This window comes from Clostridiales bacterium (genome assembly GCA_015243575.1).
GTDB lineage: Bacteria > Bacillota > Clostridia > Peptostreptococcales > Anaerovoracaceae > Anoxybacterium > Anoxybacterium hadale.
In genome coordinates this window covers 2,067,666-2,093,159 of sequence record CP042469.1, presented here as the reverse complement: position 1 = coordinate 2,093,159, position 25,494 = coordinate 2,067,666, and the positions used below count along the sequence as shown (strand labels likewise).

The window sequence follows — 25,494 nt, the reverse complement described above, 5'->3', positions numbered from 1 at the left end:
AGTAAAGTTAAATTTCCTTCCGAGAACTGTGAAAGAAAGTGTACTATGAACCCGGTGTGCCAGATGATAGGATGAGGATGTGTAAGAAAGCAAATCGTTTGAGACATTTAAGTCAAGAGGGGAGGGTTGTTTTTGGAAGAGATACTCCAGAAGAATCACATACGTGTAAAAGAACCGGCAGCAACCTGGGAAGATGCCATCCGCAGAGCGGGAAGCGTACTTGCCGAAGCAGGAAGCATCGAACCGGAATATATGGACTATATGATTGAATCAGTGAAAGAATACGGACCTTACGTAGTCATTTCGCCAATGCTTGCCATCGCGCATGCCGCGCCCGGCAGAGGGGTCATCCGCAATGATATGTCGCTGATCACCTTAGCTTCCCCTGTAAATTTTGGCTCGGAGAATGATCCGGTTTCCGTTGTTTTGTGCTTTGGCAGCATGGACCCGACTTCGCATATCTATCGATTGACCAAAATAGCGGAATTACTTTCTAAGGAATCTCGAATCAGTGATTTGGCCTGTGCTGCCACTGTAGATGAAGTCATAACGATACTGAATCGCTAAGGAAGGTTTCGCATCCATTGCTTACTGGAGTTTTAAAATCAAATGAGCAAGAAAGATAAGCAAGTAAGATAAGCAAGTAAGAAAGGAAGGAAAGAATGGACATAAAGAAAATTCAGGCAGTCTGCGGCTTTGGCTGCGGATCCTCCCTTTTTTTAAGGATGAAAATCCAAGACATTCTTAGGGAGAACAACCTGGAAGCAGAGGTCTTTTGCGGAGACATAGGAACCTGCACTACTGCTCCATGCGATGTTATCTTCACCTCGGCCGAATTGGCTGAACAAATCATGAGCCGCACAAAAGTGCCGGTTGTACCGATCTCAAATTTTATGAATAAGGAAGAAATCAGAGAGAAAACGTTATTATTTTTATCGAAATCATAAGGAGGGTAACCATGGGTGTTCTTAATTTCATTATTAATGAAATCTTTGGTCAGGGTGCAATTTTTCTGGCAATCGTAGCCTTGATCGGTTTGATACTCCAGAAAAAATCTACCAGCGAAATCGTTAGGGGAACTTTGATGACTGCCATTGGGTTCTTTGTACTGTCTCAAGGTACCGGCATTATCGTAACCAGAGCAATTGATGGTCTTTCGGGAGCATTTAATACAATGATGCCAACAGCCAGTGGGTCACCGGATATTGATATGACGGTTTATGGTACCCAGATCGGTATCGTAATGCTGGTAGCTTTCGCATTTAATTTGTTTTTTGCGCGCTTTACGAGATGGAAATCCATCTTTCTGACGGGACACATGCTCTACTGGTTTCCCTATGTGTTCATTGCGGCCGGTGTGGATGCCGGACTTACGGGAGTAAAGCTGGTGGTTCTTGCGGCAGTCTTTACATCAGCATATATGGTCATATCACCCAATCTGATGAGACCTCTGGTCAAAGAGGTTACCGGAGATGATAGTTTCACCATCGGACACCCAACGACGATTTTATCCGTTATTTCCGGATACCTTGGGAAGGCAATCGGAAACAAGTCAAGGTCAACGGAAGATTTGAAGATTCCCAAAGGACTGGGATTCCTCAGAGAAGTATCCATTACCGGCTCTATTGTAATTTGTATTACCTACGTGGTCATGTATTTCATTCTACTGTCCAACAAGCTTAACCCCGGTGAGGTATGGGGCTATGCGGGAGGATCAACAGGGGCGTTTACATATATCTTTACGAAGTCGGTATTCTTCGGTGTTGGTATCACCATCATGCTCCTGGGGGTTCGGATGCTCATTGCTGAGATTGTTCCCGCATTTAAGGGTATTGCTGAGAAACTCGTTCCCGGAGCCATACCCGCACTGGATTGCCCGGTCATTTTTAACTATGCTCCCAATGCGCTGATTATTGGATTTATCGTTGCAATGATTACCTCCACCATTACAATCATCATGACAGCGGGAATGTTCCCTACGATCATTATTCCGCTGACCGTTACCTGTTTCTTTGAAATCGGAACGGCAGCCATTATTGGAAATGCAACAGGAGGAGTAAGAGGAGCAGTTGTCGGCGCAGCATTGAGTGGTATTATTATGATCTTCCTTGTAGGCTTCGGCTCCTACTTCTTTGGGAACACAATCAATAACTGGATGCTGGTCTACGGCGGGCAGGACTTCTCTTTCTGGGGAATTCTCGAAGGTCTTGTGGCAAGGCTAATCCTATAAAGTAAATTTATAAATCTAAAATTCATTTAAAAAAGGCGGCAGATCGGGTGAGAATCTGCCGCCTTTCTGCAGAAGGAAGAAAACAGAAAAAACGGAAGAAATAATTTATTTCGTCAAAATATGATGAAATACGACAAGCTTTATGGTATGATTTGGTAAAATCCTCCCGTGCAAAGAGGTTGTCAAAAATCATGAGAAAGAAACCGTTTAAAATTAAACTGACAATACTGATCTATGTTCTGTGCTTCATCAGCATAGGACTATACAGTATTATCCAATTTAGATATACGGAGCAGGTATTTCTGAACAAGTTTGAGCAGGAAAAATTTATGGTGGAAGAACAGGTGCTTCTTGCGGTGAAGGATGCAGATGTAAACTATTCCATGCTTGAGCTTCAGTTTGATGAACAGATCCGGAATGCCCTTTATGATATGCACTTCCGTTACATGAGGGATGGATCACTGAAACTGCCTGGGCACGCTATTGTTCCGGGAGTGAATTACTATGTGATTGATGAGAATAACAGTGTCATTATGACGACCGATCCCATCGATAAGGGACTCTCCTTTCAAGGGATACCGGAATTTGTAGCGTTTCTTGACAGCGTGAGAAAGAATGGGATCTACTTGTCCGACAGACTTTCTTTTTCCGTCAGAGATAACCGTGTGATGCGCTACAGCTATCTGCCCAGCGGAGACGGACGTTATATCTTCGAAGCAGGTCTGAACATGAAGATCATGACAGAAAAATATGAAGGAATCGGCTTTGAATCAATTGAAAAAAAGATCAGAAAAAATCATGAATTTGTTGAATCGGTAACGGTATATGATCGGGACGGTAATTCTTATATTTATGATCCCTCTGGTGGACTGATCAAGATGGATTCTAAGAAACTTAGCATTTTGCATAGGGCGTTGGATGAAGAAACCTCCATCGATCAGTCGGAAAAAAGGGACGGTTACCATCGCTACTATCGGTACATTCCTTATAAAATAGAGAATGCCATCGGAACAAATCAGCAGAACATCATTGAGGTTATTTACAACGATAAGCACCTTCTCAAGGAACTGAACGAGTTGGAACGATACACGTTCAGCATTAGCCTTGTCTGGCTCGTCATGTCGGCTCTTTTGAGCATATTTCTGGCTCGCAGCGTATCAAGGCCAATCGAAATTATAACAAAAGCCGTGCATCAGGTCAGCGCAGGCAACTATTTTGTTGAGACAGACTTAAAGACAGGTGATGAACTGGAGTATTTAAGCAAAAGCTTTGATCAGATGGTCAGAACCATTCATGAACTGCGGGAAGAGGACTATGCCAGAGAGGCAGAACTGGAAAGAGCGCTTGCGGAAAATAGGAGACTTTACTATGAGACCGTCAAAATGCTTGCCAATGCCATCGAAGCGAAGGACCAGTATACAGGGGGACACTGTGACAGAGTGAAGGATTATGCAGTCCTGATCGGAGTAGAACTGGGTCTGCAGGAAGGAGAACTTCAGAACCTAATCTATGGCAGTTTGCTCCATGATATTGGAAAGATCGGCATTCCGGAGGACATTCTTCGCAAAGAGGGGAAACTCAGCGATTTCGAGATGAATCTGGTGCGCCAGCATCCAGAAATAGGTTTCCGCATCCTTCATTCAACACAGTTTTTGATGGAGTGCAGACGGATGGTCTATGAGCATCATGAGCGATTTGACGGACTCGGTTATCCCCAAGGCTTGAAGGGCTTGGATATTGATTTGTATGCTAGGATTATCGCTGTGGCGGACAGCTATGATGCCATGACAACCATCAGACCGCATCGGAAAATCCCGCTGACAAAGGAAGAGGCCATCGGTGAACTTATTCGAAATTCAGGAACACAATTTGATCCTAACATCGTCGGAGCATTTATTGATGCTTTTGCAACAAAAGGCGCAGCAGGCTGAATGGACAGCCTGCTGTAATTTTTTATCACGAAAGATCGTTTCCTGTCGGAAGTGGTACCAGTCACATTTTGATTACAAATAATTTGTAATCAAGCAATAAAATATTGCTATAATTATGGCCCTAAAAAGAGGTGAAACAGGCACTTTTACAATAAATACTACAAGAACATCAAAAACATTTCCTATCATCACCAATCTTTTTTGAATATGATTAAGTCGAGTAATTGTAAGACTTTTCAGAAAATAAGGAGAGGTATTATGGAGAAATTCTCATTCCAGGATCAGCCACAGCTCAGAATGCTTTCAAATGATCAGATTTCTACCATGCATGAAAAGGCCCTGGAGCTATTGGAAAACACGGGAGTCTACTTCCAAGGTGAGGAAGTCTTAAAGATTTTTGACCGAAGTGGTGCCAAGGTAGACTTCCAGACAAAAATTGTGAAAATCCCTCCTCAAATGGTTGAGACTGCGGTGAAGAATGCACCCTCCTCTTTCACGCTCTACAGCAGAGACGGAAAGCCATCAGCCGTATTAGGGCAAGGAAACGTTTATTTTGACCCGGGTTCATCCGGAATTCGTATGCTGGAGTCTGACGGAGAAACAGTAAGAGAAGCTGCCTCTGAGGATCTTGTTAAGATTGCTAAAGTCTGCGAAGCACTGCCACATGTGGATCTGCTGGCAACAGCACTCACTCCTTATGACATACCAAAGAACATTGGGGATAGTTTCAGAGTTTACGCATTGCTGAAACATTCTACCAAACCTTTCATCACGGGTGCATACTCCGCTGACGGAGTGAAAGCCATTCGGGCACTTCTGGCTGCTGATGCCGGAGGATTTGAAAAACTTCGGGAAAAACCCCGAGCCGTTCTTGATATTACATCCATCCCTCCTTTGAAATGGACTGAGGTCAGCTGTCGTAATCTAATGGACGCTGCCACATATGGTATGCCCATAGAAACCATTTCAGTTCCGCTGCTTGGAGCAGCCTCTCCGGCTACTCTTGCCGGCTCCGTTCTTCTTCATACTGTTGAGACCCTCAGCGGTATTGTGCTGACCCAACTGATTAATCCTGGAAATCCCATGATCTACGGCAGTGCGCCGATGTTTTTCGACATGAAGAATATGACTACTTCCCTGAATTCAATAGAAACCAGCATGATTGCAGGGGCTTGTTCCCAGATGGGTAAATATTACGGAATGCCTGTCCATACCTATGCTTGCCTGAGTGATGCAAAGCGCTGTGATTCGCAAGCCGGACTGGAAAGTGCTGTAAGCGGTATTCTTGCTGCATTGGCTGGAATCGATATCATATCGGGGCCTGGCATGTTGGATTTTTGTAATACCTTCAGCCTTGAAAAGCTGGTCATAGACAATGAAATCTGCGGAATGGCACATAGAATCACCAGGGGAATGGATTTTTCTGAAGAAACCCTTGCCGCGGATCTGATTGCCGAAATGGGCTCACACGGTGATTATCTTTCCACAAGGCATACGCTAAAATGGTTCAAGAAAGAACCCTATTTGCCCTCAGCGGTAATCGACCGCCAGAACTGCGAAAAATGGAAGGAAAGGGGGGCGAAAACAAGCTTTGACCACGCCAGAGAAATCGTATCGGAGATGCTGGAGAATCCAAAGGCTCCGCCGCTGTCTCGGGAAATCAGCGATGCGCTGGATCGTGTGTGGTTTCAAATTGCTGCTGATGACGGTGAGCTGGATGAAGCTGCAGTCAAAGCAACGTTTGTATAGCGAAATAAAACAGCAGATAAGATGGACTAGTTTTTCTGAATAGGAACCATAAAAAGTAAATCGAATTTTATGATTTAAAGGAGGTTACCTGATGGAAGACGTTAAAAATGAAGCCAGCCTAAAAAGAAGTTTAAAGCAAAGACACCTAACCATGATTGGACTTGGAGGATCAATCGGTACCGGACTATTCGTTGCATTGGGTTATAACATTACTGCCGCGGGTCCTGGAGGAGCCTTACTAGCCTATATTATCACTGGTGCACTTGTCTATTTTCTAATGACTAGCCTTGGTGAAATGTCAACCCAAATCCCTGTTACAGGTTCGTTTTCTTCCTACTGCACACGTTTTGTGGACCCGGCATTTGGGTTTGCCGTTGGATGGAATTATTGGTTTTCTTGGTCGATTACAGTCGCGGTCGAGCTTGTTGTAAGCTGCATTCTCGTAAAATTCTGGATGCCTGATGCCAATAGTGTCCTTTGGAGTGCAATTTTTCTTGTTCTTGTATATTTACTGAATTATTTTTCTGCTCGTGCCTATGGAGAAGGCGAGTTTTGGTTTGCTGGCATCAAAGTTGTTACAGTTGTCGTGTTCCTCATCATGGGAGTGCTGATGATTCTGGGAATCATGGGGGGGCAATCACCTGGTTTCAGTAACTGGACCGTAGGAGAGGCACCCTTTGTGGGAGGCGGTCTGGCTGTATTGGGTTGCTTCCTTTTTGCCGGATTCTCTTTCCAAGGAACTGAAATCGTGGGAATTGCATCCGGAGAGACGGAGCATCCGGAGAAAACGGTTCCGAAGGCCATAAAAAGCGTCTTTTGGCGTATTATGATCTTTTACATCGGTGCGGTTGCGCTGATTGGCTTTCTGCTGCCGTACACCGATCCAAATTTATCTAAGACCGGCGTTGAAAATTTGATCTATAGCCCATTCACCCTTGTGTTTGAAAGAGCAGGACTTGCAATTGCAGCTTCCTTGATGAATGCAGTAATCCTTACTTCGGTGCTTTCTTGTGGGAATGCTGGTCTCTATTGTTCCACCAGAATGTTATATTCTCTCGCTGAAGAGGGTAAAGCTCCCCAGATCTTTAAAAAAGTTAATAAAAGGGGAACTCCAATCTATGCATTGAACCTTACCACTCTAGTTGCAGCTCTTTGCTTCCTTACCGCTGAGTACGGGCTGAATACAGTCTACTACTGGCTGCTTAATGCATCTGCATTGACTGGTTTCATCGCTTGGCTGGCTATTGCGATGTCTCATTATGCGTTCCGACGTGCTTATATTGCGCAGGGACATCGGATTGAGGATCTGAAATATAAAGCCAAATGGTATCCCTTTGGACCCATTCTCTCCGCTGTTCTTTGTGTATGCATCATCTTGGGTCAGTTCTATGCCTATGGTGACTTTACCTTCATGGGCTTTCTCGTTGCCTACTTCGGTCTGTTTATCTTTCTGATTTGCTACTTTGGTTACAAATTCATAAAGAAGACAAAGATGATCAAGCCTGAGGAAGCGGATCTGGTTTACTACAAATAGGGACTGTAAGTTTCGGTAAATCAATCTATTCGTAGAGCACTATGAACTTAGATCCGAAATGATGCTCATTACTGAAAAAGCTAAGACTGCGGTCTTGGCTTTTTCAATTGATTGATCCATATTGTTTTTCTGACATATTGTCCACTTCCTCTGAATAAGATCTAAGGAAACGTACACGGGTTTAAAAAAGTATGTTGCCCGATGACAGTTAATTTTTTAAAACGTATGATGAGGAGTCGACCATGAGTAAACACAGTGGATTAAATCCCTCCGAAGTGGCTGAATCAAGAAGGGCCAACGGGAGCAATGAACTGGAAAAAAGAAAGAGAAAGGGGTTCCTGAGTCAATATCTGAGCAGTTTTGGTGATCCTATCATCAAAATTCTTTTGGCTGCGCTGGCATTGAATATCATTTTTCTTTTTCGAAATGCAAATTGGATGGAATCAGTGGGTATTGCCATTGCAGTCTTTCTTGCTACCTTTGTTTCCACTCTTTCTGAATACGGAAGTGAAGCGGCTTTTGCTAAATTGATGGACGAAGCAGAGCAGATCCGGTGCAGACTGATGCGCTCCGGGAAACCCGTCTCTGCTTCTATTTCTGAGGTCGTGGCAGGGGATATCGTGCTGCTTCAGGCAGGGGAGAGAATTCCTGCGGATGGGATATTAATATCGGGAAGCCTCAAAGTAGATCAATCGGCATTAAATGGTGAGAGCAAGGCGGTGGCAAAATTGCCTTCGCGTGATTCGTCAGTACCTGATGCAGTGAGAAACTGGGACTTGCTGTCCTTTGACCAATTATTCCGAGGAAGCGTCGTGGACGAGGGAGAAGGCATCATGGAGGTGGCAAGGGTCGGCAACCATACTTTTTACGGTCATATGGCAGCCGCAATGCAGGAGGAAACTCGAGACAGCCCGCTGAAAGTGAGACTTGGACAGCTTGCAGGTACCATCAGCAGGCTTGGTTACATCGCAGCTTTTCTTGTAGCAATGTCCGATCTTTTCAGTAATGTGGTTTTGAACAATCACTTCATGCCTCAGTTGATCCTCCGGGAGCTGACAAGCTTTCCGTTAATGGCAGAGCATATCCTGCATGCGTTAACTCTGGCGATTACCATCGTTGTGGTTGCTGTGCCGGAAGGGTTACCGATGATGATCACCGTGGTACTATCCTCCAACACCATGAGAATGATGAAGGACCATGTTCTGGTGCGTAAACTGGTGGGAATTGAGACCGCAGGGAGTCTGAACATCCTGTTTACGGACAAGACTGGAACGCTGACACAGGGGAAGCTCTCTGTCAGTCACTTTATTTCCGGTGACGGCAACGTTTATCAGAACAATGACCCGTTGAACAGAGAATCCAGACTGTTTCATCTGATGACAATCTCCAGCTTTTTTAATACCGGTGCGGTATTAGCCGGCGACGAATCACTGGGGGGCAATATGACTGATCGGGCTCTATTGGACTATGTGCTGCCTATCTACCGGGAACCGGATGAATATATCAAACTGGATTCCATCCCTTTTAACAGTACGGATAAATTTTCTGCTGCAAGGCTCTGTGGTCCGATGGACCTTTCTCTGATAAAAGGGGCACCTGAGTTGTTGCTTTGGAAATGCACAAGATACTATGACGAGGAGGGAAGGATCAAGGCCTTATCCAACCTGCAGAAACTTGAAAAAATCCGTCGGGATCTGGCAAATCAGGCAGTCAGAATGCTGGTCGTGGCAGCATCGGACAAATGGCCGCTGGATAAAAGCAGCCTGGAAGACTTGATCTTAATCGGGATTGTTGGAATCCGCGATGAGCTGAGATTGGAGGCCCGCCATTCAGTAAGGCAGGTGACCAATGCCGGCGTTCAGGTAGTTATGGTTACTGGAGATAATAAAGAGACGGCTGTTGCCATAGGAAAAGGATGCGGTCTGGTGGAGAAGGAAGAGCATTACAACGTTATAACCAGTGCAGAACTGAATCGGCTTTCAGATGAAGAGGTAAAGACTGTGCTTCCGCAAATTCGAATTGTCGCAAGAGCGCTTCCCACCGACAAGAGCAGGCTTGTAACACTGGCTCAGGAAATGGGGCTGGTGGCAGGGATGACAGGGGACGGCATCAATGACAGCCCGGCACTGAAGCTTGCAGATGTGGGATTTGCTATGGGAGATGGAACGGAGGTTGCGAAGGAGGCAGGGGACATTGTCATTATGGATAATAACATCGCCTCCATTGCAAAGGCCATCCTATACGGCAGAACCATATTTAAAAGTATTCAGAAGTTCATCGTATTCCAGCTGACGATGAATCTATGCGCCGTTGGCGTATCGCTGGTGGGGCCTTTCATCGGCTTTGAAACACCCATCACAGTGATTCAAATGCTTTGGGTCAATATCATTATGGATACGCTTGCAGGCCTTGCGTTTGCGGGAGAACCGCCGCTGGAAGAGTATATGGAGGAACCGCCCAAATCGAGAGAGGAGCCGGTTTTAAACGGAGGGATGATCAACCAAATCTTATTTGCAGGTCTTTTTACAATCACGATCTGCATGCTGTTTCTGTCCGTTGGTTTTGTGAAAGCGTTCTATCACTATCACCTGAATCCGATCTGTTTTTATTCCGCATTTTTTACCTTGTTTATTTTCTGCGGATTATTCAACAGCTTTAACGCCAGAACTCCAAGAATCAATTTGACAGCGTACCTTAGCAGAAATCCGGCATTTATCCTGATTATGTCCATGATAGCAGTTGTACAAATTGTACTGATCTATTTCGGAGGGAGCATGTTCCGCACGGGGAGTCTGGCGATGCAGGAGCTTATCTTTGCAATCTGTGGTGCGGCAGTGGTGATTCCAGCCGATGTCCTCCGCAAAATTGCCGTAAAGAGAATCTTTCCGATTTGGAAAGAAGGCGATCAGAGCGCATCTGATGAAAAGATATGCCAATAGCTCAGAGAATATCTAGTGAAAAGATCTCTTCAAAAAGTACGGGTTTGCTGAAGTAATAGCCCTGAATAAAATCACAATCAAGTCGTTTTAATAGCGCAAGTTCTTCTTTCTTTTCCACACCTTCCGCGATGACAGAGAGCTGAAGCTTATGCGCCATGATGATGATCGATTCGAGCATGCTTCTTGTCCTTGGATCCCTTTGATTGCTGATAAAATTCTTGTCAACCTTCAAGGTTTGAATGGGAAGCTTGTTTAAATAAGAGAGTGAGGAATAGCCTGTGCCGAAATCGTCAAGTGCGACACGCACCCCGATGCGAAGCAGCTCTTCCAATGTTTCGGTAATCATTCCGTCCTTATGATGAATAAAGACATTCTCTGTGATTTCAATCTCAAGTAATTTAGGATCAAAGGAGGTCTCTTCGAGGATTTTTTTGAGATTTGAAGAATAACCTGGGCTTTTTAATTGAATGGGTGATACATTAACGGCCAGTGTATAGCTTGTATTTCGCGCGCTATTGAGACTGCCGATCTGGCTGCAGGCCTCCCGAATCACCCATTCTCCTATGGGAACGATGATTCCCGTATCTTCAGCAACAGAAATGAATTCTCCGGTATCCACATTGCCTAAGGTATCACTGTTCCATCGCAGCAGGGCTTCGAAGCCCCTTATCGTGCCGCTTTTGGTGCTTACCTGAGGCTGAAACACAATGTAGAACTCATCAAGTTCAGGAGTGCTGCGAAGGTGCTGCTCAATTTTTAATCGCTTTTCAATCGCAAGATTCATAGAGGGTTCATAAAATGCAAATGCACTTTTTCCCTGAGCTTTTGCAGAATGAAGTGCTATGTCTGCATATCGTAGCAGTGTATCAAAATCTTTTCCGTGGTCTGGATACATGCTTACACCAATGCTGATGGAAATATAGATGCTTCTGTCACAGCAAATAATGGAGTCCATAAATTGATTACGAATATTTTGTATCATGTCAAAAACTTCGCTGTAATCACGATCAGGTATCAGGCATGCAAATTCGTCGCCTCCAAGATGAATCAACTTGCAGGGATCAGCCATACAGTTTTTTAGTACTCCGGAAACATTAATCAGCAGTTCATCCCCGAAAGAATGACCGAATGTATCATTGACATTTTTAAAACTGTCAACATTGATATAAATCAGAGCCATATTTTTTGCAGATCCCAGATAGCTTTTCAAATCGAGCTTCTGATAAAGATATGCTCTGTTCTCCACCCCGGTCAATCTGTCGTGATATTCCAGGAACTCTAATTTGACATCTTTTAATTCGATTGTGCGCCTTATCTTTCGGAAGCGCCGCATACTCATGGAGAGGTATAGGATAATCATCACTAAATTTGCCAGCAGGAAGACGATCAGAGGGATTACCACGTAGTGAATGCGCGCTGGATCTCTTACGCAGATCAGTGTCCAAGGAACAGACTTCAGCTCTGCAGTGGTGACGATACCGCCATTGCCCGGAAATCTCAAGTAGGCATCCGAAGCTTTCGTTTTTGCTGCTCTGGAAATGAGTTCTTCGTAATAGCGATTTTGTTTTTTTGTTCGATTGGAAAAATCTTTAAGCATTACGGGACTGTTTTTTCCTTGTATAAGGGCAATACTAAGGGTATCGTCGCCGATACCCTGGCTTGTTAACATTTCAGAACAAATTGTAGGAAAATCAATGATCCCAATCAGCTCCATTTCGCCCGAAGGCATAGAAATTGTGATGGCAGCTTTCTCTGATGAAAGGGTAATACTAGCAGGTGATTGGCTATCATCCCGCTTATCCACAAGCTGGATCGATTGGAACACCGTCTGGTTTTCCTCGAATTGTCTGAGGAGCAGTTCTGTGTTTTTTGAATTTTCGTCTGCTTGATGATAGCTGAGAAGAATTCCGATCTGTTTTAAAGCTTGGATACTACTGTTTAGCTGTACGTCTACACCGTGTGCCATTATCCTGGTTTTCTCCTGTTCCTTGTCGATTTCATTTGAAATCGAATCGTAATAGAGCCAGGTAATAAAAAGTAAACCGATTAAGAGAATCGGCATGATCACTATGAGATTGTCTTTAACTAATGTCTCCAGTCGTTTTCTGCATTTAGCCGAATTCATTTTTATCTCCACTTAACCCTTTTGATCTGATTAGTTGCCCATTATTTGGGAATTCGTATTATATGCGTATGCTTTGCATGACTCGGTAGAATTGAAATCTGAAAGTCCGTGCTGCATCGTTTTTTGCGCTGCTTACCGGAAGAAAACACAGAATGCCTAGTAGTATGATGGGAAATCGAAATTGAAATCCGTAGTGTAAATTAATATGACGATATGTCACATATTATATCCATTTTAGTCATTATTTGTCGAATTGTCAACTTAAGGATGACGTTTTGTCATATTGTTTGTATTAAATTTGCATAAAATATAAAATAAAGTTGGGAGGTGAAGAAATGGCATTCAACTTGAACCTAAGGAATGCAAGGGTATCAATGAATTTAACGCAGTCGCAAGTTGCAAAGCAGCTTGGAATCAGTGTTTCTACGTATACGAAATATGAGACTGCATCGAATGAGCCTGATCTTAAAATGTTGGTCAAGCTTGCAGACTTCTATCATCTCTCTGTTGACTTTCTTCTGAGAGGCTATGTGGCTTTAAATGATAGTAAAACCGCTTGCGATTTGCAGCTCTCTCACGAAGAAATAGCTTTGCTCACACAATACAGATGTCTGGATGATGTTTCGAAAGGAAGATTATTGGAGCGTTTGACTGTGTTGCTTGAGATGACAAAGTAATAAACATCTGAAATGTGCAGCTTTCTTTATCCGTAATTTTCATGTAGTTCCCGGAATTACCAATGGAAACGCGGATTAGAACATATTAAAATAGTAAGAAAACCGTGAAAGGGAAATCAATGCAAAATAAATCAATTAAAATAAAACTGCTTGTTGCCGGAAGCTTGCTTGCACTGAGTATCTCCATTGGTGTAGCAGCAAATGATCAAGTCCGTACGAACCTGAGCGGTACGCTAGTTGGTCAAGAGGAAGAGACTGACCGAATCCTAGAACAAAAACCTAAAGATTCGGTTGCGCTTTCCGAAACAGAGTCTGCGGAAGGCGCTGCCTTAGCGGAAGGAAAAAGCAAAGAAGACGGCTTGAAAAGCAGCACCAGCACTGACAATCACACGGATTTGGAGCCAGAAGGATACATAGCTTATCTTGCAGAGCAGCAAAGGGACGCAGCTCCTGCGTCCAGAGGCGGCAGCATCAGAGAAGAACAGAAACAGAACACCGAATCCCAATTTTCGAATCAAGGTGCTGCTGTTTTAGAGGATCAAATAACAACTTCTCAACCAATTTCAGAGAGCGCTCAAATACCTGATGCTTCCGGGGCTGGATCCAAAAACGAAAAAGAGGAGGCTTCATCTGAAGACCAGGAACTTGACCTCCTTGCAAGACTGATTACTGCTGAAGCGCAGGGGGAACCCTACGAGGCTCAGGTGGCTGTCGGCGCAGTCGTTCTGAACAGAGTGAAAAGCGGAGTATGGCCCGACTCTATTGAAGGAGTAATCTATCAGAACATCGGAGGGTATGATCAATTTACGCCTGTGGTCAACGGCTGGATTGACAAGCCTGCAAAAGAGTCCTGCATAATGGCTGCAAAGGCGGCGCTGCGCGGAGAAGATCCAACAAAGGGCGCGCAGTTCTATTATGATGATACAACAACAAACGAATGGATTCTGGAAAAAGCCGTTTCTGTTAAAATAGGCTGTATGATATTTGCCTTTTGACTTGTCTGCTGAGAATTTTACATGGAATTAACCAATTCTTAACCTGTCCTTTTCCATCGGAGATATCCCTTTGTGCTAAACTATAGGAAGAAGAAACAAAGGAGATCTCCATTATGGACAACGTGACGCAGGATTTAAACAATATTATCAGTAACAGAGAGATCAAGACAGTGTTTCAGCCCATTATCTCTCTTCGTGACGGCGAGGTGTTGGGTCACGAAGCGCTGAGCAGAATTACATGTGTGACGAACATTAAGAACATTGAGGAACTGTTCATTCTAGCAGGGAAATACAATTGTTTATGGGAGCTTGAGCAGCTGTGCAGAACAAAAGCCTTTGAAGCTGCCTTCCGCTTTATGGTTCCGCCCTACGACAAAAAGCTCTTTATCAACGTCAATCCAAATGTTTTGCACGATGAAACGTTCCAGAAAGGATTGACGAAGGAGTATCTGAATCAGTATCAAATCTCCCCCAGCAATATCATTTTTGAAATCACTGAACGGAATATTATTAAAGATCTAAAGGGCTTTATTGCCACCGTATCCCATTATAAAAGCCAGGACTATAGAATTGCCATCGACGATGCCGGAGCTGGCTATTCCGGCTTGAATCTCATCAGTGATGTAAACCCCAACTATATCAAGCTTGACATGAAGCTGATTCGCAATGTCGACTCTGATGGGCTCAAAGCGGCTCTGGTAAAAGGCATGGTTGAACTTTCCAAGATTTCAAATATCCATCTGATTGCAGAAGGGATCGAAACAGCAGAGGAAATGGAGGCACTCATCGTGCTGGGCGTGCAGTACGGTCAGGGGTATTATATCCAGCAGCCGGACTGTGCGGTAAAGGAAATCAGGCAAGAAATCATCACGAAAATTAAGAATGCAAATTCCAGAAAGTACGATGCTATTACGAGCAGCATCTTTAATACCCCTATTAAAAACCTCTGCACAGTCACAGAAACCATATCGCCGTCAGAGCTTGTTCCCGATGTTTTCGATGTTTTCCGTCACTCCCCTTCCTGCATCGGTCTATGCGTATTGAAAGATAAAATTCCAGCGGGAATTGTGACCAAAGAGCGGCTCGCTTTGAAACTCAGCGGACAATATGGTTTTGCACTATATCAAAATAAACCGATCTCACATGTGATGGATCGGGATTTTCTATCAGTTGATTGTGATACTCCTGTCAATGTAGTGTCTTCCATCGCCATGTCCCGGGAGCTTGAAAAGCTATACGATTTTATTGTGGTTACAAAGAATGGTGAGTTTTTCGGGACGGTGACCATTCGAGATCTCTTGCGAAAGACCACGGAAATAGAGGTTGCTGCTGCAAAGCATCAAAATCCCCTCACTGGATTGCCAGGGAATCTCATCATTGAGCAGAAGCTCCACCGCTGTGTTTTTGATGGTGGACCTTATAGCGTGGCATATTTTGACATAGATAATTTTAAGGCATACAATGATGTTTACGGCTTCGAAAATGGTGATATGGTGCTAAAACTTTTAGCCAACCTTCTCATGGAAAATCTCGACAGCGGTGAGTTCATTGGACATATTGGCGGAGATGATTTTGTTGTGATTGTAGGCTTGCATGTCGAGGAGGATTTTTTTCAAAGGATTGTGTCAGTATTTGAAGATGAAGTCTTAAAATACTACAGCCATGATGACGTGGTTAAGGGCTACATCATGACCGCAAACAGACGGAACCAAATCGAGAAATTTCCGCTGATTACCTTGACCGTGGCGTCTGTGAATAATCGTTTCCGAGGATTTAAGGATGTCTTTGAATTGACGGAAGCACTGGCTTTTATGAAAAAAGATAAAAAGATGAAGCTGAAGATTCTCGAGTGATCGCAGGGGAACAATGTACAAGAAGGCGGTCAAAGGACTCTTGACATTTTTTGATAGGCATGATATTTTCTTATAAACGGAGTGAACGTTCATTCCGGGAAGTGCAATTAAATGCACTCCATTTGAGCATTTGTTTTGAGAGGTTAAAATGAAAGAGATCACCACAGATAAAAGGCAGGCAGCACTTGAAGCAACATTATCTTTGATTGCAGAGCAGGGTTTTCATGCGACTCCCATGTCCCAAATTGCCAAAAAGGCCAATATTGGCGTAGGCACAATCTACCGTTATTTTTCCTGCAAGGAAGAGTTGATAAATGAACTTTACATCTATGTGAAGCAGCGGATGACTGAGTCTATGATGAGATGCTGCAAAGAAGATCAATCGGTACGGGAGAGCTTTCGGGAGGCATTGAAAAGTATTATTTGTTATGTTATTGAGCACCCAGAGGAGCTGTCCTTTGGGGAACAGTATGCAAATTCGCCATTGATTACCCAGGCCACAAAAGAACATGGCGGGCAGATCATGGAACCGATTAAAGGCTTGTTTCGCAGAGCTCAAGAGGAAAATGCACTAAAGGATTTGCCAATGGAAGTGCTGCTTGCGCTGGTGTCAGGGGCGGTGCTCTCACTGGCAAAGTTATATAATTTTACAGGGATCCCCCTGAACGAAGAACGATTATGCATGGAAACGGATGCGATCTGGGATATGATTCGAAACAGTGCCCCCCTTTCGACTAAGGCGTAATCATCCATTGAAGATCAATAGAAAAGGAGTTTATGATGCAATATAGAGTAATGGGAAAAACAGGAGATCGAATTTCTGTACTGGGATACGGGTGCATGAGATTCCCGAAATTGAATGGGAAAATCGATGAAGAGCGAACCAAACGGCAAATTTATACCGCCATAGAAGCCGGTGTAAATTATTTTGATACGGCATATATTTACCCAAGCAGCGAAACGGTGCTGGGCAATGTTCTGGCGGGAGGATATCGGGAAAAGGTGATGATTGCTAGCAAAATCCCGCCGCTTTTAGTTCACTCTGTAAAGGATATGGAGAACATTCTTGAAACACAGTTGAAACGTCTGAAGACGGATTATATCGATTACTATCTCGTTCATTCGCTGAACAGTAAAGAGGGTTGGGACAGAATGAAACGGCTTGGAATCGAGAGCTTTCTTGAGAAGGCAAAGCAGGAGGGGAGAATCCGGAGAATTGGTTTCTCTTACCATGGAGAGGGCCGCGATTTCAAGGATATTGTGGACGATTACCCCTGGGATTTTTGCCAGATCCAATATAACTATATGGATGAAAATGCACAAGCCGGCAGGGAAGGCTTGATGCATGCTGCTGCAAAAGGTCTGGGAATTTCCGTAATGGAACCGCTGCGGGGAGGCCTGCTTGCAGCACAGATGCCAGAGCATATCGATGCCATTTGGAAAAATTCCGGTATTGGCGGTACTCCTGCAGAATGGGCATTGCGCTGGGTCTGGAACCATCCGGAGGTCACCGTTCTCCTATCGGGAATGAATGAGGAAGCCCAGCTTTCGGAAAACTTGCGGGTGGCCGATTCATCCGTTCCCGGTTCGCTTACGGAAAAGCAGAAAGAGTGTATTGATGCAGTCAAAAAGGCTCTGAATGAGAAGCTCAAAGTAGGATGTACCGGCTGCGGTTATTGTATGCCCTGCCCTGCCGGTGTCAACATTCCTGTCTGTTTCAGCTATTACAATGACAAGTCCATTTATGAAGACAAAACGGTAGGAATGCAGTATATGGGAATGCTTGCTGGAATGGACGGTGGAAAACCGTCCTATGCATCTCTTTGCAAGGATTGCGGAAAATGTGAGCGGCATTGCCCTCAAAATATTCCCATCAGAGCGCATCTTAAGGATGTGTCAAAATCCATGGAGCCATTCTATTTCAAACCTGTTGCAGGGGTTCTTGGCGGTTATTACAAACTCAGAGGTCGTTTTGTATCAAAAGGCAAGAAATAAAGAATTTTGATATCCATGGAAAAGAAAAACGTTCGACACCTGGGCAAATTATATTCAATTGTTGGTAGAATATTGACGAAATGCGATCAAGTTGATACAATATTTATAATTGACAATCGTGTTGGAATATGATTTTAGGTGGTATCCTGGGCATGGAAAAATACTTGAGAATTGACAACAATCTGATGGCTGCTGCGATGCTTGGAATTGTGGTTTTAATCGCTTTTAGGAGGCTTGACCGAAGTGATCGCCTGAACAAAGTTTTTTTAATTACAAGCCAGATTGTCATATTTGAATTGCTTCTTGAGACCGCAACCTGTGTGTTGAACCGCAGCATGGCAGTATGGGCAGCACCCTTGTCCACAGCGCTCCATGTGATCCTATATTCTCTTGCTCCTGTTCTTACGTATTTTTGGTATCTATTAATATCCAATTGGTGTATACCGGATCGGAAGCTAACGCATCGAAGCCATTATCTGTTTACGATCCCGGTTTTCATAAATTTTGTCATAACGGTCTTATCTCCGGTTTATGGCCTTGTGTTCTACATAGATGGCACCAACGTGTATCACCGAGGCCCTCTGTTTGTGCTTTCTGTGAGCATCGTATACTTTTATATCGCATATGCATTTCTCCTTGTATGTATGCATAGAGGGAAAATTGTCAAGGAAGAGTATACCCCAATGCTGGTGTTCGGAATCCTCCCTTTGATCGGCGGGTTTGTTCAGGCGCACTTCTACGGTGCGCTTCTCATGTGGAGCAGTGCTTCGTATTCCCTTGTTGTTGTCTATATCTTTCTACAGCAAAGGATGGTTCATATCGATGACTTGACCGGAGCATGGACAAGAAGCACCTTTGAGTACTGCATCAATAGAAGAAAACGCCAGAAACGGTATGAAGCCTTCGGATTGATTGTACTGGATATCGATGAATTGAAGCGGATTAATGATGAGCACGGTCATTTCGAAGGAGATTACGCTTTGAGAACAACAGTTCAGCTTATTAAAAGTGTTTTACGGAAAACCGACATCATCGCCAGAACCGGCGGAGACGAATTTCTGATCATTTTAGACTGCAATACGAGAGAAAAAATTGATGTGACCGTGGATCGGATTAAAGACAGTTTTCGAAAGCACAACGAGAATTCCAATAAAGAGTATGTCCTTGACTGCAGCATTGGCGCGGAACTCTATGATTCAAACTTTGAAAGTTTTGATCAGTTTATGCATTATGTGGACAGCCTGATGTATCATAATAAGAGAAGAAAGAAATACGGATGAAGATGAGGATCAAAGGATCCTCATTTTATTTGTTTTTAAAAAAAGTAAGGAACTCATCCGTGTTTTTTACTTTTCAGTGAGTGAAAACAGAATGATTGATCGAATAGTTAAGTGAAAGACGTTTTTCAGGAAACATAGACTGTATCTGGTCAGGTATAAAGGTAAGGAGTTATGGAATGAAGGAGATTTATGAAGATATCATCCTGCGTCATCTAAAAGAAATCCCGGAAGAGGGGGTGCGTATGGCGCTTGACGCTTACGGCGGACCCGTCAGAACAATCTGTAAAAACATATTGTTTGACTGCACTTCTGAGGATGTGGAGGAGGCTGTGGCTGACAGTTTTGTTGAGCTTTGGAAGTCAGCAAACAGGTTTGACAAAAGAGCAGGGTATTCATTGAAAAGTTATCTGTACGGAATTGCGAGGCATAAGGCTTTGGATAAGAGAAGAGCAATGAATAAAGCCGGAGAACATCTTCCTATTGAGGAGGTTGCTTTGCAGGCAGAGGTGGATATTGAAGGGGATTATGCAAGGAAGCTAAATGATAATATTGTGCATGATACGGTTGAGCATATGGAGGAGCCCATGCGGTCTGTATTCATTCTTAGGTACTTTTATTTTGCTAAGATTAAGGAGATCGCTGTTCGCCTGGGGTTAACCCCCAAAACAGTGGAAAACCATTTGTACAGGGGAAAGGATCGATTACGTCTGGAATTGACAGAAAGGGGAATTCGTTATGAATAATACAGGGGGAATGGATAAAAACAAGGCGATTCGAATTGATGAGCTCTTGGAGGACATTCACGAAATGGAAACCACCAATCTCAGTGATGGATCCGAACTGCTCCAGGATCAGCTATCTGAAGAGGAACGGGAGAGAATCTTATCGAAGATTCAAACAAGGATGAAGGCCGAAGCGGTGAATGGCCGCCCTTCAAATTATGAAAAGGTGCGTTTTCCCGGGAGAAGAAAACGAATTCTCCTCGCATCACTTGCTGCTTTGTGCGTGTTTGCATCAACGGCTTTTGCAGCGGAACTATTTCAATGGGACAGCAGAATTTCTAATTATTTCGAAATAAGTGATGAAAATCAGGGGGATCTTTCCGGTGCTGGGATGAATGTAGGGGTGAAAGATGAAAATGGAGGTGTTACCATTGAAGCAGTGCAGACCATCGGCGATGCGAGCAACATGTATATCCTCCTTGATGTAACCGTGCCGGAAGGGCAGGTTTTGCATCCGCAGACAGGGTTCGATATGATATATCTTAAGGTAGAAGGGGCTACGGGTATGGGATACAGCTGCGACTTGCTGCCGGATGATGATCCCAGTGATAATAAGGGGACGCTGCTGCTTTCCATGGAAGCTAACAGTAATATCAACGATAAAGAGATCGAACTTAAATTTGTGAATTTGAGATATTATGATATGGAAAGTGGTGAAATGATTCCTGATCATGAGGGGGAATGGATTCTAAGCTGGAAATTGAATTATCATGACGTCTCTAAGAACTTTAAAGTTGGAAAAGACATTGTAGTTAATGGCGAGACAGTACGAGTGGATTCGGTATCCATATCTCCCATTGCACTCAACGTTAAAATTAGCGGTGATTACATCAAAAAATACGATTCGGTACCACCGAATCCTTCCGATGGAGATCTCATTGAAATTTCGTCTGTAAATCTTAAGGATGGGACTGTTCTCACAAAGGATGATTCCTTGGGTTGGGGAACGTCGATCGACGGAAAGGCGTATGTAATCAATATGAAGATGAGGGAACTACTTGATCCTGAAGGAATCGACAGTATCGTTCTGAATGACACCGTGTTCAAACTGTGATAAAAATCATATAGCGAAATAGGAAATACGAACAGGAAACCCTAGGATTGATCATATCGATAGGGTTTTTTGTTTTGATATGACATATTATGACAAAATTCGTTAAAATCTTTATACTTTCCATCCAAATTATGATAATATGAAATCATAAATAGAGTTTGTTAGGATAAGGAGATCAACTTATGAAAAGGCTCAATCTTACAATCGGGCGTGTCATGTCGGTCATGCTCAGAGCCTTGGACCAGATCGACGTTAGATTGGTCGACCATGGACACCGAGTAGCGTATATCGTATATAAAATGATGCAGGCATCGGGAGCTTATTCCCTGCGAGAGATGCAGGAGCTCGTCATCGTTTCCTCGCTTCACGATATCGGTGCATACAAAACCGAAGAGATCAACAACATGCTGAGGTTCGAATCCGATGATGTATTCGACCATTCCATTTACGGATATCTTTTCATGAAATATATGTCACCGCTGAGCAATTGGGCTGAGGTCATTCTTTATCACCACTTCAATGATAATCACTATGAAAAAGTCAATGCGGAAAAAAGAATCAGAGATATCGCTGTGATGATCCATCTTGCTGACCGCATGGATATTCTAATGCAGAGTTCTCAAAGCTTACAGCAAGCGATGGACGACCTGGATCACCAGGAGTACCGATTTGGCCGTGATGCAATCTCGCTTTTTAAAAAGGCAAACAAACAAATTGATCTGGGAGAATGTATTAAAAATGGGTCCTATTTGGGAGAACTGAAAGAGATGCTGAAACATGCAGACTTTTCAGGAGAAACGATGATGAAGTTTATTCACATGATCGCTTACTCCATCGACTTCCGAAGTGAGACTACGGTTACTCATGTGGTTTCAACTGTCAGCATCAGCCTGGAACTGGGCAGGCTTATGGGGCTAGAGGAAGAAGACCTGGAGAAAATAGAACTGGGCGCATATCTTCATGATATTGGTAAAATTGCCACTCCTCTTGAAATTCTTGAAAAGCCTGGCGGCTTAACCCAGGAAGAGATGCGGATCATGAGAGAGCACATAGAGATCACCGGAGACATCTTAAAAGGCCGGGTTCAGGATGAAATCTACCAAGTTGCTTACAGACATCACGAAAAATTGGATGGTCGAGGCTATCCCTTGAAACTAAAAGCAGACCAGTTGACGATGAATGATCGGATCGTGGCAGTTTCGGATATGATGAGCGCGCTTGCCGGTAAAAGAAGCTACAAGGAAAGTTTTTCTAAAGAAGTGGTGATAGATATCTTACAGAGACAGATGGACAGTGGAAAACTGGATCAAAGTGTGATTGAGACCGCGATCTCCAACTATGACTTTATCATGGAATGCTGCCGAATAAATACCTTGAGAATCACTGAGATTTATCATAAGATAAAAAGTGAATTTAAAGTTATAAAAATGGAGATGCTGGGATTGATATGAAAGAATGGATCTATATCATAATTGGATGGAATTTTGGAACCTTTTTATTGATGGGTGCTGACAAGTTTCTGGCAGTAAAAAATATGAGGCGTATCAGTGAACAGACGCTGCTTACGGTTGCTTTTGTGATGGGAGGATTTGGAAGCCTGCTGGGCTCTATTCTGTTTCGCCATAAGACGCGAAAATGGAAGTTTCGGCTCCTGCTGCCTGTTGCGCTGCTGTTTAACCTGTCAGTTCTATTTTTGATTTGGTATTATCTACTTTAAACCATAAGGGAGGTTTTCAATGTTAAAAGAGGGAATGAAAGCACCGGACTTTACTTTGGAGGACAAGGATGGGAGGCTTGTAAGCCTGTCCGACTTTGAAGGCAAGAAGGTTGTTTTATATTTTTATCCACGGGATAATACACCGGGCTGTACAAAGCAGGCCTGCGCTTTCAAAGAGGCTTATGATGGGTTTCGTTCAGAAGATATTATTGTAATTGGAATCAGCAAGGACAGCAGTAAATCACATCAGAAATTTGCTGAGAAATATGAACTTCCCTTTCGTTTACTCTCAGATCCTGAACTGATTGCAATTAAGGGATATGATGTTTGGCAGGAGAAAAAGCTGTACGGAAAGAGTTCTATGGGTGTTGCAAGATCGACTTATATCATCGACGAAGAGGGAATGATTCTTAAGGTTTTTGAAAAAGCTAAGCCCGACACCAATGCATTTGAAATTCTGGAGTTTCTGGAAAGTAGAAAGTAGAGAATGTGCATCGTTAAAAAAGCGCTCTGACGCAGGATGCTGCAAAAAACAAAGAGGAAGCCCGGTCTAGTTGGGAATTGTCATCGTGAGCAAAGCCCATAAGAGACAAGGGTTTCTTTTTTTAATCAGTCATATTGATGTTATGAACATTTCCCGGGTATCGCAGCGTTGGAACGCTATCACTGCCCCTTAGATGAAATAGGCTGTTGGATCTCCGGTGGGACTTTTTGAAGTGCTTCTGCTGAAGCTCCTTTAGACAGACCAAGGTCCAGAATCAATGTCTCTCGGTACCGATGGCGGTAAGAACCGAGACCACAGCCTTTTTTCAAGGGGCAGTGTATTTGAATCGTTTGATATCTTTCAAGTGACTATCATTACCTCAACGATTGCTAAAATTAGCTAGAAGAAAACTTCTATGTTGTAATATATGAAAATCAAGAAGAGATTGTGATATAATAAAGTGTACGGCGATGTCGTAATAATCTTGTGGAGGAATTCTGAGTATGAAGCGTAAGATTTGGTTTACCTTTATCATAATGGCAATCATGCCAACCCTCCTAATCAGTTATGTAATGCTTCAATATGTACAAACTGCAACGATCGATTCCAAAATGGAAAGCCTCTGCCGAACATCCAGGATGATGGAGCATCGGCTGACGGACTATTCTAATGCGTTGCGTTCGGATCTTCAAAAAAAGACGAAGCTGTCACTCGTAATGCAACTGATCCACGAGTCGGCGGAGGATACCGAGTCCCTTGATCTTCAGGAGCGCACGCAGTTAAGAATGCGGCTGCTCGATGATATCAGTTTTCCCGTCATCAGTGGAGCGATTATCGATATTAAAGGAAACGTTCTGATCTCTACCATTCCATCTGAAGAGGGAATGAATTTGAGAAAGACTGAGCTATACAATGAAATGATCTCAGGAAGAGAATCTTACCTCGGTATTGTGACAATCAATGAAACCTCAGACATCCTTGACTATGCAGTTCCCATAAAAGCTGAAGATGGTAAAACTATTGGGATTCTCAAACAGACTTTAAAGATGGACCCGCTGCAGGAATACTTAGATACCCTTGATATCAATGATAATGATTACTCATTTTTGATTAAAAAGAACGGTATGCTTGTTTTTCAATATAATAAGGCTAACTCGGGTATGCTCTATCAAGACTATCGTAATAAAAATACACTTGACCAGCTGATCAAGGAATTCCGGAGCGGACAACTAAAATCTGAAAGCGGGGAAGTAAACTTTGAAAAAGAAGGAGACAAATATGTTGGTTCGTATAAAACTGTTGATAAACTGGGCTGCATAGCGGTTGCTTCTGTAAAACGAGATACAGTCTATAGTGATATCCATAAGTCCAAAGAGATAATGGTTGCAATCGGCTTGGTCGTGGCACTGCTTGCAATTTCAGGCGGTTACTACACTAGTCTTGTTCTGACAAGACCACTGAAACAGATCAGCAGCTGTACAAAGAAGATGACTGACGGCGATCTTACCATTCGGTGTTCCTGCAGTGGGAACGGTGAATTTCAGGAACTATGTTCAGGCATCAACAGTCTGGCAGATAATCTGCAGAAGAGCGAACGAGAATTGCGGCTTTCTTCCCGTATTGACAGCCTGACCCATTTGCCAAACCGCAGTGCGATTTATGAGGTTTTGGATACGCTATTGTATAAGAATCCAAATCAGGCGCTCCTGATGCTTGATTTAGACGGTTATTCGGATATAAATGAGAATCTGGGATATGAGATTGGAGAAAGGGTACTGATGGAAGTTTCAGATGTCCTGCGATTGCTTCCTCAGCATATTTGCTATCCGTCCAGACTGATTGGAGATACCTTCTTGATCTTTATTACCAACTGGACTTCCGCCAAGTATCCGGAACAAATTGCGGAGCGAATTATAAAAGAAATCGAAGGAATCCGATTTATTGATGAAATACATATTGACATTAGTATCAGTATTGGTATAGAATATACAAATGTCGAGAAAATTGATAAAAAGAAGCTGATCAAGCACAGCAGTCTGGCGATGCAAAAGTCCAAGACCCTCGGCACGAATTCCTACTTTATTTATAACCCGTATCTGCAGCGCGAAATGTAACAATGGGTACCAAATAAAAGGAAAGAAAAAAATGA

General features: G+C 43.4%; 20 protein-coding genes. 19 read left to right on the top strand and 1 reads right to left on the bottom strand.

Annotated features, from left to right (window positions below; all coding sequences use genetic code 11):
- The first annotated feature begins 132 nt into the window (after positions 1-132).
- The 7 genes from FRZ06_09145 to FRZ06_09115 all read left to right on the top strand — a co-directional run bounded on the left by FRZ06_09145 (position 133) and on the right by FRZ06_09115 (position 10,383).
- On the top strand, positions 133-567 hold the full coding sequence (locus FRZ06_09145) for a PTS sugar transporter subunit IIA (protein ID QOX63504.1): 435 nt from the start codon (positions 133-135) through the stop codon (positions 565-567).
- A 95-nt stretch (positions 568-662) separates the two neighbouring features.
- A complete protein-coding gene (locus tag FRZ06_09140) occupies positions 663-947 on the top strand; it encodes a PTS sugar transporter subunit IIB (GenBank protein QOX63503.1) in 285 nt (94 codons plus the stop codon).
- Positions 948-958: 11 nt separating this feature from the next.
- Positions 959-2,230 carry a PTS ascorbate transporter subunit IIC gene (locus tag FRZ06_09135; GenBank protein QOX63502.1) on the top strand — a complete coding sequence of 424 codons (1,272 nt, stop codon included), beginning with the start codon at positions 959-961 and terminating at the stop codon, positions 2,228-2,230.
- A 191-nt stretch (positions 2,231-2,421) separates the two neighbouring features.
- On the top strand, positions 2,422-4,161 hold the full coding sequence (locus tag FRZ06_09130; protein QOX63501.1) for an HD domain-containing protein: 1,740 nt from the start codon (positions 2,422-2,424) through the stop codon (positions 4,159-4,161).
- A 207-nt stretch (positions 4,162-4,368) separates the two neighbouring features.
- Positions 4,369-5,910, top strand: coding sequence for a hypothetical protein (locus FRZ06_09125; GenBank protein ID QOX63500.1), 1,542 nt, complete (start codon positions 4,369-4,371; stop codon positions 5,908-5,910).
- 91 nt (positions 5,911-6,001) lie between these two features.
- Positions 6,002-7,444 (top strand): amino acid permease, encoded by a 1,443-nt coding sequence (locus tag FRZ06_09120; protein ID QOX63499.1) that lies wholly within the window; start codon positions 6,002-6,004, stop codon positions 7,442-7,444.
- Between the two features lie 242 nt (positions 7,445-7,686).
- On the top strand, positions 7,687-10,383 hold the full coding sequence (locus FRZ06_09115; protein QOX63498.1) for a calcium-translocating P-type ATPase, PMCA-type: 2,697 nt from the start codon (positions 7,687-7,689) through the stop codon (positions 10,381-10,383).
- Between the two features lies 1 nt (position 10,384).
- On the opposite strand, the gene FRZ06_09110 is transcribed toward FRZ06_09115, so the two are convergent.
- On the bottom strand, positions 10,385-12,508 hold the full coding sequence (locus FRZ06_09110) for an EAL domain-containing protein (GenBank protein ID QOX63497.1): 2,124 nt from the start codon (positions 12,506-12,508) through the stop codon (positions 10,385-10,387).
- Positions 12,509-12,843: 335 nt separating this feature from the next.
- On the opposite strand from FRZ06_09110, the gene FRZ06_09105 reads away from it, so the two are divergent.
- The 12 genes from FRZ06_09105 (at position 12,844) to FRZ06_09050 (ending at position 25,459) form a co-directional block, all read left to right on the top strand.
- On the top strand, positions 12,844-13,185 hold the full coding sequence (locus FRZ06_09105) for a helix-turn-helix transcriptional regulator (protein ID QOX63496.1): 342 nt from the start codon (positions 12,844-12,846) through the stop codon (positions 13,183-13,185).
- Between the two features lie 119 nt (positions 13,186-13,304).
- Positions 13,305-14,180: a cell wall hydrolase gene (locus FRZ06_09100; protein ID QOX63495.1), complete on the top strand. Its 876-nt coding sequence runs from the start codon at positions 13,305-13,307 to the stop codon at positions 14,178-14,180.
- Positions 14,181-14,293: 113 nt separating this feature from the next.
- The gene (locus FRZ06_09095) at positions 14,294-16,033 is read left to right on the top strand and encodes a GGDEF domain-containing protein (protein ID QOX63494.1); all 1,740 of its coding nucleotides are present in this window, start codon (positions 14,294-14,296) and stop codon (positions 16,031-16,033) included.
- Between the two features lie 148 nt (positions 16,034-16,181).
- Complete coding sequence (locus FRZ06_09090; GenBank protein QOX63493.1) at positions 16,182-16,778, top strand: TetR/AcrR family transcriptional regulator; 597 nt, start codon at positions 16,182-16,184, stop codon at positions 16,776-16,778.
- A 35-nt stretch (positions 16,779-16,813) separates the two neighbouring features.
- Positions 16,814-18,028 carry an aldo/keto reductase gene (locus FRZ06_09085; protein QOX65885.1) on the top strand — a complete coding sequence of 405 codons (1,215 nt, stop codon included), beginning with the start codon at positions 16,814-16,816 and terminating at the stop codon, positions 18,026-18,028.
- A gap of 152 nt (positions 18,029-18,180) precedes the next feature.
- Positions 18,181-19,308, top strand: a complete 1,128-nt coding sequence (locus FRZ06_09080; protein ID QOX63492.1) for a diguanylate cyclase — start codon at positions 18,181-18,183, stop codon at positions 19,306-19,308.
- A 176-nt stretch (positions 19,309-19,484) separates the two neighbouring features.
- The gene (locus tag FRZ06_09075) at positions 19,485-20,051 is read left to right on the top strand and encodes a sigma-70 family RNA polymerase sigma factor (protein ID QOX63491.1); all 567 of its coding nucleotides are present in this window, start codon (positions 19,485-19,487) and stop codon (positions 20,049-20,051) included.
- Positions 20,044-21,144 (top strand): hypothetical protein, encoded by a 1,101-nt coding sequence (locus tag FRZ06_09070; protein QOX63490.1) that lies wholly within the window; start codon positions 20,044-20,046, stop codon positions 21,142-21,144. The genes FRZ06_09075 and FRZ06_09070 overlap by 8 nt, the downstream gene beginning before the upstream one ends.
- 182 nt (positions 21,145-21,326) lie before the next feature.
- Positions 21,327-22,595, top strand: a complete 1,269-nt coding sequence (locus FRZ06_09065) for an HD domain-containing protein (protein ID QOX63489.1) — start codon at positions 21,327-21,329, stop codon at positions 22,593-22,595.
- Positions 22,592-22,861, top strand: coding sequence for a DUF1294 domain-containing protein (locus tag FRZ06_09060; GenBank protein ID QOX63488.1), 270 nt, complete (start codon positions 22,592-22,594; stop codon positions 22,859-22,861). The genes FRZ06_09065 and FRZ06_09060 overlap by 4 nt, the downstream gene beginning before the upstream one ends.
- A 19-nt stretch (positions 22,862-22,880) precedes the next feature.
- Positions 22,881-23,345 (top strand): thioredoxin-dependent thiol peroxidase, encoded by a 465-nt coding sequence (locus FRZ06_09055; GenBank protein QOX63487.1) that lies wholly within the window; start codon positions 22,881-22,883, stop codon positions 23,343-23,345.
- A gap of 503 nt (positions 23,346-23,848) precedes the next feature.
- Positions 23,849-25,459, top strand: coding sequence for a diguanylate cyclase (locus tag FRZ06_09050; protein QOX63486.1), 1,611 nt, complete (start codon positions 23,849-23,851; stop codon positions 25,457-25,459).
- Positions 25,460-25,494 lie beyond the last annotated feature (35 nt).